This is a genomic window from Herbidospora daliensis, from assembly GCF_001570585.1.
Lineage (GTDB): Bacteria > Actinomycetota > Actinomycetes > Streptosporangiales > Streptosporangiaceae > Herbidospora > Herbidospora daliensis.
Genome location: NZ_BBXF01000002.1, coordinates 485927 through 497713 on the forward strand (window position 1 = coordinate 485927; position 11787 = coordinate 497713).

General features: G+C 70.2%; 9 protein-coding genes. 6 read left to right on the forward strand and 3 right to left on the reverse strand.

Annotated features, from left to right (window positions below):
• Positions 1–4 precede the first annotated feature (4 nt).
• Positions 5–1084 carry an inositol-3-phosphate synthase gene (locus AW274_RS08545; protein ID WP_062340934.1) on the forward strand — a complete coding sequence of 360 codons (1080 nt, stop codon included), beginning with the start codon at positions 5–7 and terminating at the stop codon, positions 1082–1084.
• A gap of 44 nt (positions 1085–1128) precedes the next feature.
• Here AW274_RS08545 and idi read toward each other — a convergent pair whose 3' ends face one another.
• Positions 1129–1716, reverse strand: a complete 588-nt coding sequence (gene idi / locus AW274_RS08550; protein WP_062430526.1) for an isopentenyl-diphosphate Delta-isomerase — start codon at positions 1714–1716, stop codon at positions 1129–1131.
• 90 nt (positions 1717–1806) lie between these two features.
• Here idi and AW274_RS08555 point away from each other — a divergent pair, with 90 nt between their 5' ends.
• A complete protein-coding gene (locus AW274_RS08555) occupies positions 1807–3108 on the forward strand; it encodes an MFS transporter (protein WP_062430527.1) in 1302 nt (433 codons plus the stop codon).
• Here the strand turns inward: AW274_RS08555 and AW274_RS08560 are convergent.
• Together AW274_RS08560 and AW274_RS08565 are read right to left on the reverse strand one after the other, a co-directional pair.
• Positions 3098–4309, reverse strand: coding sequence for an adenosylmethionine--8-amino-7-oxononanoate transaminase (locus AW274_RS08560; protein ID WP_232320117.1), 1212 nt, complete (start codon positions 4307–4309; stop codon positions 3098–3100). The two genes, AW274_RS08555 and AW274_RS08560, sit on opposite strands and share 11 nt — an antisense overlap.
• Positions 4310–4311: 2 nt before the next feature.
• On the reverse strand, positions 4312–5727 hold the full coding sequence (locus AW274_RS08565; protein ID WP_062430528.1) for a CCA tRNA nucleotidyltransferase: 1416 nt from the start codon (positions 5725–5727) through the stop codon (positions 4312–4314).
• Positions 5728–5841: 114 nt separating this feature from the next.
• On the opposite strand from AW274_RS08565, the gene AW274_RS08570 reads away from it, so the two are divergent.
• The 4 genes from AW274_RS08570 (at position 5842) to AW274_RS08585 (ending at position 11761) form a co-directional block, all read left to right on the forward strand.
• Positions 5842–6345 (forward strand): YbaK/EbsC family protein, encoded by a 504-nt coding sequence (locus AW274_RS08570; protein WP_062430529.1) that lies wholly within the window; start codon positions 5842–5844, stop codon positions 6343–6345.
• 37 nt (positions 6346–6382) lie between these two features.
• The gene (locus AW274_RS08575; protein WP_157519918.1) at positions 6383–8443 is read left to right on the forward strand and encodes a DUF6049 family protein; all 2061 of its coding nucleotides are present in this window, start codon (positions 6383–6385) and stop codon (positions 8441–8443) included.
• A gap of 41 nt (positions 8444–8484) precedes the next feature.
• On the forward strand, positions 8485–10098 hold the full coding sequence (gene murJ, locus AW274_RS08580; RefSeq protein WP_062430531.1) for a murein biosynthesis integral membrane protein MurJ: 1614 nt from the start codon (positions 8485–8487) through the stop codon (positions 10096–10098).
• Between the two features lie 175 nt (positions 10099–10273).
• Positions 10274–11761: a protein kinase family protein gene (locus AW274_RS08585; RefSeq protein WP_063813187.1), complete on the forward strand. Its 1488-nt coding sequence runs from the start codon at positions 10274–10276 to the stop codon at positions 11759–11761.
• Positions 11762–11787: the final 26 nt, after the last annotated feature.

The following is an 11787-nucleotide window of genomic DNA, read 5'->3' on the forward strand; positions in this document are numbered from 1 at the left end:
TGCGATGGGTTCGGTGCGCGTAGCCATCGTGGGTGTGGGGAACTGCGCCGCCTCACTGGTGCAGGGCGTCCACTACTACAAGGACGCCGACCCGGCCATGCGTGTGCCGGGCCTCATGCACGTCCAGTTCGGCGACTACCACGTCGGCGATGTCGAGTTCGTGGCGGCGTTCGACGTCGACGCCAAGAAGGTCGGGCGTGACCTCTCGGAGGCGATCCTGGCCTCCGAGAACAACACCATCCAGTTCTGCGACGTGCCGCCCCTCGGCGTGAACGTCCAGCGTGGCCCGACCCTCGACGGTCTCGGCGAGTACTACCGCGAGATCATCCAGGAGTCCGACGACCACGCGGTCGACGTGGTCCAGGTGCTCAAGGACGCCCGCGTCGACGTGCTCGTCTCCTACCTGCCGGTGGGCTCCGAAGAGGCTGACCGGTTCTACGCGCAGTGCGCCATCGACGCCAAGGTCGCCTTCGTCAACGCGCTGCCCGTCTTCATCGCCTCCGACCCCGAGTGGGCCCAGAAGTTCACCGACGCGGGGGTGCCGATCGTCGGCGACGACATCAAGTCGCAGGTCGGCGCGACCATCACCCACCGCGTGATGGCCAAGCTGTTCGAAGACCGCGGGGTCGAGCTGCTGCGCACCTACCAGCTCAACTTCGGCGGGAACATGGACTTCATGAACATGCTGGAGCGCAAGCGCCTCCAGTCGAAGAAGATCTCCAAGACCCAGTCGGTCACCTCGCAGATCCCGCACGAGATGGCCAAGGCCGACGTGCACATCGGCCCGTCCGACCACGTGCCGTGGCTCGACGACCGCAAGTGGGCCTACGTCCGCCTTGAGGGCCGCTCGTTCGGCGACACCCCGCTCAACCTCGAGTACAAGCTCGAGGTGTGGGACTCGCCCAACTCGGCCGGCGTCATCATCGACGCCGTCAGGGCCGCCAAGATCGCCCTTGACCGGGGCATCGGCGGGCCGATCCTGTCGGCGTCCTCCTACTTCATGAAGTCGCCGCCGGAGCAGTACTCCGACGACGACGCCCGCGACGCGGTGGAGAAGTTCATCAGCGGCGAGGTCGAGCGCTAGACCGCAGCCGAGGGCCCCGGGAGATCCCGGGGCCCTCGGCTTTTCTACAGATCCCGTACGGCCGCAGGAAGCTCCGCCGGGTCGGCCACCGGCCACGTGAGGGGGTCGGGTCCGAGCGCGACCAGCTGGGGCAGCTGCTCGGCAGCCCACGGGGAGATCTCGAGGTCGCCCGTCAGCACCCGGTCGGAGAACTCCTTCCACGGCATCCACAGGACGCTGCCGACCTCTTCGGGGTTGGCGGTCGGCTCCTCGCCCACCAGGGCGCGGTAGACCGGGCACAGCTCGTGCTCGACCGTGCCATCGGGCATGACCGCGCGGTAGGAGAAGCGGGGGAGCAGCAGGTCGACCGAGGAAACGGTCAGCGAAAGCTCGTGGGACAGCCGGCGAATCACAGCCGACGGGAGGCCCTCACCGGGCAGGGGGTGACCGCAGCAGCTGTTGGTCAGCACCCCGGGCCAGGTGATCTTGTGGTCGGCGCGGCGGGTGAGCAGCACGTTGCCCGACGCGTCGAAGACGTAGCTGGAGAATGCCATGTGCAGGGGGGTGGCCGTGCCGTGGACCGTGGACTTGGGGGCGGTGCCCACCGCGTTGCCCGCAGGGTCAACAAGCACGACGTGTTCATCGTTCGTCACGCAATGAGACTACGGTCTCTTCCGTTCCGCTTCTGCCCTATCCGGGATGACCCTGATGTCCCAGGCTCGGGCCACGCGTAGGCTGGCGACGTGTCCTACGTCTCAGATCTTCGTGTCGTGTTGCGAGGCAGGGACTTCCGACGGCTTTTCGGCACCCGGCTGGTCTCGCAGTTCTCCGACGGGATCTTCCAGCTGGCGGTGGCCGGGTACGCCTTCTTCAGTCCAGAGAAGCAGACGTCGGTCGCCGATGTCGCGGCCGCCTTCGCGGTCCTCCTGCTGCCCTACTCGATCATCGGTCCCTTCGCCGGGGTCTTCATCGACCGCTGGTCACGGCGCCAGATCCTGGTCGTCGCCCCCCTCATCCGAGCCGGTCTGCTGCTGCTGTCGGCCGCGGCGGTCGCGGCCCGCGCCCCCGACTGGATCTTCTACGCCACCGCCTTCGGCGTGCTCGGCGTCAACCGCTTCTTCCTCTCGGCGCTCGGGGCCTCCTTGCCCCACGTCGTGCCCAAAGAGACCCTCATGATCGCGAACGCGGTCACGCCGACCTCCGGGACCGTCGTGACGTTCGTGGGCGCGGGCGTCGGCTTCGGGCTGCGGTGGATCCTCGGGCCCGAGCACCTCGGCACCGCCGGAATCCTGGTCATCTCCGGCGTGATCTTCGCGTCCAGCGCGCTGATCGCCCGTCAGATGACCCGTGAACTGCTCGGCCCCTCGTTCGACCCCGACCGGCCGCAGGCGCGCGACGCCGTGCGGCACGTGCTCAGCGGGCTGGTCGACGGCGTCCGTTACATCGCGCATCGGCGCGGCCCGGCTGCGGCCCTCGGGAGCATGGCCGCCCACCGGGTCCTCTACGGCATGTCGCTCGGCATGGTGCTGATGCTCTACCGCTACTACTTCACCCACGACGCCGAGCTCGGGCTGATGGCCCTCAGCGGCGTGGTGGCCACCTCGGGGCTGGGCTACTTCGCGGCGGCCTTCCTGACCCCGTGGGCGACCCAGCGGTTCCGGATCGAGTCGTGGATCCCGATCACGCTGGGCCTGTGCGGCGCGCTGGAGTTCGTGTTGTGCGCGCCGTTCCAGCAGTGGGGGTTCCTGATCACCGGGTTCGTCACCGGCGTGCTGGGCCAGAGCGGCAAGATCTGCACCGACGTGGTCGTCCAGCGCGGCATCGCCGACGCCTACCGGGGGCGCGTCTTCTCGATCTACGACCTGCTGTTCAACGGCATGATGGTGGCCGGGGTGTCGATCTCGGCGCTGCTGCTGCCGCCCGACGGCAAGTCGTTCTTCGTGCTGACGATGATCACCGTGCTCTACTTCGTGGCGGCGGGCGCCTACCGGCTGGCCGTGCTCCAGGTCGTCCGGCAGGCGGAGCCGCTCACCGTCAAGCCGTAGCCGCCGCGACCATCGCCGCGGCGATGGTCGCCACCTCAGCCTCGGTGCAGGCGTAGGGCGGCATCGCGTAGACGAGCTTTCCGAAGGGGCGCAGCCAGACGCCGTGCTCGAGCGCGGTGTCCTGCGCCTTCTTCATGTCGACCGGCTCGTGGCACTCGATGACGCCGATGGCGCCGAGGACGCGTACATCGGCGACCGAACCCTGCGCCGGAGCCAGGCCCTTGCGCAGGGTCTGCTCGATGAGGCCGACCTCGGCCCGCCAGGGCCGCCGGGCCAGCAGGTCGAGCGAGGCGCCGGCCGCGGCGGCGGCCAGCGGGTTGCCCATGTACGTCGGCCCGTGCATCAGCAGCCCGATGCGCTCGGCGATCTCGGGAGTGGTCAGGGTGGCGGCCATCGTCAGGTAGCCGCCGGTCATCGCCTTGCCCAGGGTGACGATGTCGGCCCTGATCCCGGCGTGGTCGCAGCCGAACATCGTGCCCGAGCGGCCGAAGCCGGTGGCGATCTCGTCGGCGATCAGCAGCAGCCCGCGGCGGTCGCAGATCTCGCGGAACGCCCGCAGGTAGCCGGGGTTGTAGAAGCGCATGCCCCCGGCACCCTGGACGACCGGCTCCAGGATCAGCGCGCCGACCGCCGGGTCGGCCGCCAGCCGGTCGACCTCCTCGACGTAGGACGGGTCGACCGGGGTGTCGTAGCCGAGCGGCGGCACCGGCGCGAAGACCTGCTCGGCCACCGCCCCGGTGAAGATGTGGTGCATCCCGTTGACCGGGTCGCAGACCGACATGCAGCCGAACGTGTCGCCGTGGTAGCCGCCTCTGACGGTCAGCAGCCGCCGCTTGCCGGTCGCCTGGACGGCCATCTTGATCGCGACCTCGACCGCGACGCTGCCCGAGTCGGCCAGGAAGACCTTCTCGTAGCCGGTCATCGCGGCCAGCCGCTCGGCCAGCAGGATCGCCGGTTCGTGGGTGAGCCCGCCGAACATCACGTGGGCCATGCGGCCGAGCTGGCCGGTGATCGCGGCGTCGATCTCGGGCACCCGGTAGCCGTGGATGGCCGCCCACCACGACGACATGCCGTCGACGACCTCACGGCCGTCGGCGAGCCTGAGTCTGACTCCTTCGGCGCTCTCCACCACGTGGGTGGGCACGGCGGGCGGCACGGTCGCGTAGGGGTGCCAGACGTGCCGGGCGTCCAGTTCTGCCAGGTTCACTGGGCGGCCGCCCATTCCAGCAGGCGGGCGCGGGCGACGTCCTTGCCGAGCACGCCCTCGTCCATCCGCAGGTCGAGCAGGAACTTGTAGGCCCGGCCGATCATCGGGCCCGGCGGGATGCCGAGGATCTCCTGGATCTCGTTGCCGTCGAGCTCGGGCCGGATCTTGGCCAGCTCCTCCTCTTCGGCCAGCTTCGCGATGCGCTCTTCGAGCTGGTCGTAGGTGCGGGCCAGGGCGGCGGCCTTGCGCTTGTTGCGGGTGGTGCAGTCGGCCCGGGTCAGCTTGTGGAGCCGGTCGAGCAGGTGGTCGGCGTCGCGGACGTACCGGCGCACCGCGCTGTCGGTCCACTCGCCGGTGCCGTAGCCGTGGAAGCGCAGGTGCAGCTCGACGAGGCGGGCGACGTCGGAGGTCACCTCCTTGGGGAACCGCAGCGCGGTCAGGCGACGCTTGGTCATCTGGGCGCCGACGACCTCGTGGTGGTGGAAGGAGACCCGGTTGCCCGGCTCGTTCCTGCGGGTCTTGGGCTTGCCGATGTCGTGGAGCAGCGCCGCCCAGCGCAGCACCCGGTCGGGGCCGCCGACCTCCTGCGCGATGGCCTGGTCGAGCACGATCAGCGTGTGCTCGTAGACGTCCTTGTGGCGGTGGTGCTCGTCGATCTCCAGCCGCAGCTTGGGCAGCTCGGGCAGGACGTGGTCGGCCAGGCCCGTCTCGACCAGGATGCTCAGGCCCTCGCGCGGGTGGGCGCCGCAGATCAGCTTGTCGAGCTCGGCCTGGATGCGCTCGGCCGAGACGATCTCGATGCGGCCGGCCATCTCGGTCATCGCCCTGATCGCGTCGGGGTCGACGGTGAACCCGAGCTGCGAGGCGAACCGGGCCGCCCGCAGCATGCGCAGCGGGTCGTCATCGAACGACTGCTCCGGCGTGCCGGGCGTACGCAGCACCTTGCGGGCCAGGTCGCTGAGGCCCCCGTAGGGGTCGACGAACTCCCGGCTGGGCAGCCGGACCGCCATCGCGTTGACCGCGAAGTCGCGCCGGGCCAGGTCGGCTTCGAGCGTGTCGCCGTAGGACACCTCGGGCTTGCGCGACTTGGGGTCGTACGACTCGCTGCGATAGGTCGTGATCTCGAGCTGCCAGTCGCCCTTGCGTACGCCGACCGTGCCGAAGTCGATGCCGATCGTCCAGATCGCGTCGCCCCAATCGCGCACGATCTCCAGAACGCGTTCGGGATGGGCGTCGGTGGTGAAATCGAGGTCGGCCCCCGACCGGCCGAGCAGCACGTCGCGCACCGGCCCGCCCACGAGGGCCAGCTCGTGGCCGTGTTTGGCGAACAGGTCGCCCAGTTCGTGGGCGACGGGTTCGATCCGGCGGAGCAGGTCGGCCAGAGCGTTCTCTATCGGGTTTGTAGGGGACAAGCTGGGTAGGTCCTTCGGTTACGGAACAGGTGCCACTGGGCTAATACACCTATGGCGATCAGCAGGCTACGTTCAGTGCAGATCTGTCGGGGGCCGGGAGAAGGAGCAGACCACATGCAGGACGCCCTCGCGATCCATCGCTGGCTCCTCGCCCGTCAAATCCACCATGAAATCGTACGGCTTCCGCGCGTCCTGACTTCCGCCGACGAGCTGCCCGAGGTGCTGGGAGTCCCGCCGGAGACCTGCGTGACCGTCACCGTGTTCGAGGTGACCACCCGGGGCTGCCGCGAACCCGTCGCGGTCATCAGCTCGGTGGCCCGCAAGCCCAGGCCCGGCGTGATCGCCGCCGCGTTAGGCGCCGAACGGGTCAGGCCCGCCTCCTCCTACACGGTCAACGCGGTCACCGACTACGCGGCCGGGCTGGTGTGCCCGCTGCTGCTGCCCGAGAAGCTCACCCTGCTGATCGACCGCCGCCTGGTCGACGCCACCGACCCCGACGTGTTCGTGCACACCGCGACAGGAGAACGCATGACAGCGCTGCGACTACGCGCTGTGCATCTGTTCCCTCTGGCCTCGGGAAAGCCGGTGGAGCTCGCCGGTCACGGCCTGGCAAGCTGACAACGGCCATATGGCCGGGGCCTATAGCATTCAGGGCGTGCGTCGCCTCGGTCCCGTCTTGTTCGCCTTTCTGCTCGCCGGTGCGGGCCTGGCGATCCCGGCGGCCCCCACAGCAGCGGCGGCCACCGCGCGTGCGGCCGACCCGGTCACGCTGAGTGAGTTCAGCCCCGAGTCCCCCACCCGGGCCGACCAGACGATCACCATCGCGGGCGCCGTCACCGGCATCCCGCAGAGCTCCGTCCGCGTGCAGATCAGGTACGCCGCCGGACGCCCCTTCACCTCGCGCGCCGACATCGCCGCCTACGTCACCGGTCAAGCGATCTTCACCAACTCGTGGCGGACCAAGGTGCAGGCGACCCCGCTCGACGGCACCGGCAAGCTGCCGTTCACGCTCACGGTGTCGCCGGCCGAGCTCAGCATCAGCCAGCCCGGCGTCTACCCGCTGGAGGTCGAGGCCGTCGACGGCGCCACCGGCCAGATCGTCGGCGTCGAGCGCACCTTCCTCACGTACGTCCCCAAGGGCACCGCCGTGAAGCCGACCCGGCTGGCGCTGGCCCTCCCGCTGACCGCGCAGCCGAAGCGGGCCGACGACCAGACCTTCCTCGACGACGACCTGTTCGGCGACGGCCGCCTCAACAACCTGCTCGCGCTGGCCACCGCGACCGACGAGACCACCACCTGGTTCGTCGACGGCTCGGTGCTCGACGACGCCCAGCGGTTGTCGCGGGCCTACTACCTCGACGACACCGCCAAAGACGGCGTGCAGCAGGGCGCGGAATGGGTGACCTCCCTGCGGTCGGCGCTGGCCGACAACCCGGTCATGGCGATGCCCTACGCCGACGCCGACCTCGGCGCGGTCGTCCACAACGGGCTCGACACGACCACCCCCACGGCGCTCCTGGTCGGCTCGTTCGCCACCAACCAGCTGCTCAAGGTGGGGTCGGCGACCACGTCCACGGTCTGGCCGGTCGGCGGGGTGATCGACCGCGACACCCTCGACGCGCTGGCCGTCAACGGCGTCGACACGGTGCTGCTGGCCCAGGCCGCGGTGCCGCCCGAGGCGACCGCGGCGCGGGCCGGGTCGGCCGGGGTGGTCGACACGGTGAGCGGGCCGGTGATCGTGCAGACGGCCGATCCGGTACTCAGCGGGCTGCTCGGCACCGACGGCCGCACGGCCGGGGCGACCGTGGCGGCCCGGCAGCGCTACATCGCCGAGACGGCCATGAACGGGCTGACCGCCCAGCGGGCGGCGCCGCTGATCGCGATGCCGTCGAACCACCTGTGGAACCCCGACCCGACGTTCATGACCGCGCTGCTCAAGCCGCTGCCGTGGGTGCGCGACGTGCCGCTGGCCTCCATCAGGCCGGCCAAGAACGCCCCGGTGGGCGACCTGGTCTACCCGGCGCAGGCGCGGCAGGGGGAGTTGCCCAAGTCGTACATGAACGGGGTTCGCCGGCTGGCCCGGACCGCCGACGTCGCGATGGCGCTGCCGACGAGCGGGCAGCGGACCTACGACCGGGCGGTGCTGCGGCTGACCTCGGCGTCGTGGCGGGGCGGCAAGAAGGCGCCCGGGTACGCCCGGCAGCTGAACTCCTCGATCGAGAAGCAGATGGACCGGGTGTTCATCGTCGGCGCCGACGACCCGTTCGCGGTGGCCGGCACCAACGGCCGCATCCTGGTGACGGTGCGCAACACGCTCCGCGAGAACGTGAAGTTCAACCTCGAGGTCAAGTCGCGCGACCCCGACCAGCTCCAGGTCGACGCGGCCGGCGGGGTGTTCGTCGAGAAGCAGGCCGAGGTCCAGGCCGGGAAGGCCGGCACCTATGAGATCCCCGTCGTGGTGCCCGCCGACCACGGCCAGGCCAAGTTCGACGTGCAACTGCTCACCGCCGACGGGCGGAAGTACGGCAGGCCGACCGAGATCGTGATCTCCGCCACCGGATACACCGGCATCGCCCTGGTGATCGTCGGCGTGGCGGTGACCATCATGCTGGCCGCCGTCGTCATGCGGCTGCTGCGCCGCCACCAGCGCAAGGACCCGGTGTTCCCCGCGCCCGTGCAGATACCCGTGGAGCAGGAGGAGCCCCAAGGGGCGTAGCCTCGTCTCGCTGTAGGCCGGGTGGATCAAGGAGCTGATCGATGAGCCGGATGCTGCGCGCGAGCGCGATCATGGCGGCGGGCACGCTGGTGTCCCGCGTGACCGGTTTCCTGCGGACCGCCATCCTGGCCTCCGCCATCGGCACGGCGATCCTCGGCGACGCCTACAACGTGGCCTACACGATCCCCTTCGTGCTGCTCGACCTGCTGATCACCGGCGTGCTGAGCAGCGTGGTGGTGCCCGCGATCGTGCGGCGGCAGAAGATCGACGCCGACGGGGGAGCCGCCTACGAACAGCGGCTGCTGACCGTCGCCGCGCTCGGCCTCACCGCCGTCGCGATCATCGCGGTCGTGCTGGCCCGGCCCCTCGTGCTCCTGTACGCCGACAAGCTGCCCCCCGAGGGCGTCGCCGCGGCCGTGACGATGGCGCAGTTCATCCTCCCCCAGATCGCCTTCTTCGGCGTGGGCGCCGTGGCCGGGGCCATCCTGAACGCCCGCGACCGGTTCGCCGCCCCGATGTGGGCCCCGGTGCTCAACAACGTCGTCGTCATCGGCGTCGCGGCGGCCTACCTGCTGAGCGACGGCCCCTCGGAGATCGACCAGGTCACCCACGCCGATCTGCTGCTGCTCGGCCTCGGCACCACGGCCGGCATCGTGGCCCAGGCGTTCGTGCTGGTCGTCTCGCTGCTGCGGGCCGGGGTGCGGTTCCGGCCGAGGTTCGACCTGCGCAACGCGGGCCTGGGGGAGATGGCCCGGCTCGGCGCGGGCGCGCTGGCCTTCACGGTGATCAACCAGATCGGCTTCGTGATCACCACCAACCTGGCCGTCGGGGCCGGGGCCGCCGCGGCGGAAGAGGGGGTGCACGGCCGGGGCCTCACGCCCTACTCCTACGCCTTCCAGCTCTTCCAGCTGCCGTACGGGATCATCGCGGTCTCGGTGATCACCGCGCTGCTCCCCCGGCTGAGCCGGTTCGTACACGACAAGGACTTCGCCTCGGCCCGTGAGGAGTTCGCGGGCGGGGTCAGGACCGTCAGCGCGCTGATCGTGCCCGCCGGGTTGCTGCTGATGGTGCTGGGCCCCTCGGTGACGGTACTGATCTTCGGCCGGGGGGCGGTCTCGGTCGACCAGGCGATCTACATCGGCAACGTGCTCCAGGTGTTCGGCCTCGCGCTGGTGCCGTTCTCGATCTTCCAGTTGCTGCTGCGGGTTTTCTACAGTTTCGGCGACACCCGCACTCCGGCGGTGATCGCGGGGGCGAACGTGCTGGTCAACGCCGCGATCGGTCTTACTTTGTACTTCACTGTCCAACCAGACCTGGTTGTCATGGGTTTGGCGGGTTCGTTCACTGTGACGTACGTTCTGGCGTGCGTCCTCACGTGGGTGCTGGCGTCGCGGCGGGTCGGCGGACTCGGCGGGCGGGCCGTCGCCTCGGGACTGATGCGCATGTACCTCGCGGCGATCCCGGCCGCCCTCGTGGCGCTGGCGGTGTTGTGGGCGAGCGTGCGGATCACCGAGGTGACCGTGCTCAGCTCGCTGGTCGTGCTCGTCGTCGGCGGCGGTCTCGCGCTCGGCGTCTACCTCGCGCTCGCGCACCGTCTGGGCATCCAGGAAGTGCGGTCCATCATTGGAATGGTGACGAGACGGGTAGGACGCTAACGGTTTCCGTGCCAACGGGGCTTAAGGTCCGGTTGATGCGACTCCGAAGGGGAAGGCGGGCAAGACCGGCGCGGCACTAGCATGGTGCGCCACAGTGGAAGGTCGAGCGGAAGCGAGCAGGTGTGGGCGGATCCACCCGGAGTCGACTGCCGTTCTTGGGAGCGGCGGCGTGAGCATGTCCACTGTCGAACCCGGAACCCGCCTCGCTGATCGATTCCGCCTGGAAGACCGGGTGAACGAGTCGGCCGGCGCCACCTTCTGGAAGGCCATCGACGAGGTGCTCGCCCGCCCCGTGGCCGTGCACACCTTCTCCCCCGACTTCGAACGCCAGCACGACGTGGTCATCGCCGCGCGCGCCGCCTCGCGCCTCACCGACCCCCGCCTCACCCAGGTCTTCGACGCCGCCGACGAAGACGGCGTCGCCTACGTCGTCAGCGAGTGGGTCTCCGGCGAGTCGCTGCTCGACCTGCTGGCCGCCGGCCCGCTCGAAGCCGAGCGCGGCGCCGCCCTGGTCGCCGAGGCCGCCGAGGCCATCGCCCACGCCCACGAGCACGGCCTGGCCCACCTCAACCTGACGCCCAACCGGCTGATGTGGACCTCCGGCAACACCGTGAAGGTCCTCGGGGTCGGCGTCGACGCCGCGATCCTCGACATCGCCGAGAACCTGACCGAGGAAGAGCGTGCCCAGGCCGACGCCGAGGGTCTCGGCCGTCTCCTGTACGCCGCCCTCACCGGCCACTGGCCCTCCTCCGACGACGACTGCGGCCTGCCCGAGGCGCCCGTCGACGACGACCACTACTGCACCCCGCGCCAGGTCACCGCAGGAGTGCCCAACTACCTCGACACGATCACCTCGCGCATCCTCGGGCTGCGCAAGTCGGTCGAGCCGATGGACTCCCCGATGGAGGTCGCCGAGGCCCTGGCCGAGGTGCCCCGCCCGGCCCCCGCCTCCGTCTCGACCCTGCCCCCGTCCGTCGAGCTGCGCTCCGAGCCGGTCGACACGATGGGCGGGCGGCCCCCGATGCCGCCGATGATCCACCGCCCGGCGCCGCGCCGGTCCCCCGCGTTGTCGCGGTTCGTGCTGACCGTGGTGGTGCTGCTGGCCATGGTCGTGGTCGGCGTCGGCGCCTGGACGCTGGGCAAGAGCCTGGGCACCGAGCCCGCCGTCCCCAGCGCCGCCCCGAGCGCCACGGCCGAAGAGGGGGAGGCGGCCGGCAAGCCCGCCGAGGTGAAGATCTCCGGAGCGACCGGCTTCGACCCACTCGGCGACGGCGAGGAGCGCAACGAGCTGGCCGCCCTGGCCATCGACGGCTCGGCCACCACCGACTGGCACTCCGAGACCTACGGCGGCCCCGACTTCGGCCGCCTCAAAGACGGCGTCGGCCTGCTGCTCGACCTGGGCAAAGAGACCAAGCTGACCCAGGCGGTGATCGACTTCGGCGCCTCCGGCGGGACCGTCGAGCTGCGTACCGGCGCCTCTCCCGCGCCCGAGAGCCTGAAGACCTTCCTCACCCGCGAAGACGTCAGCGGCAAGGTGACCTTCGACCTCAACGGCTCGTCGGCCACCCGCTACCTGCTCGTGTGGTTCACCGAACTGCCCCCGCACAACAACGGCTACCGGACCATGATCCGCGACGTGAAGCTCCTTGGAATCAAGGAATGACCAGGCCGGTTTGATCTGGTTTACGC

Bases quoted from the DNA above. Each gene is read 5' to 3' on its own strand.
- AW274_RS08545 (WP_062340934.1), top strand. From the start codon at position 5: ATGGGTTCGGTGCGCGTAGCCATCGTGGGTGTGGGGAACTGCGCCGCC.
- AW274_RS08570 (WP_062430529.1), top strand. From the start codon at position 5,842: ATGCAGGACGCCCTCGCGATCCATCGCTGGCTCCTCGCCCGTCAAATC.
- murJ (WP_062430531.1), top strand. From the start codon at position 8,485: ATGAGCCGGATGCTGCGCGCGAGCGCGATCATGGCGGCGGGCACGCTG.
- AW274_RS08585 (WP_063813187.1), top strand. From the start codon at position 10,274: ATGTCCACTGTCGAACCCGGAACCCGCCTCGCTGATCGATTCCGCCTG.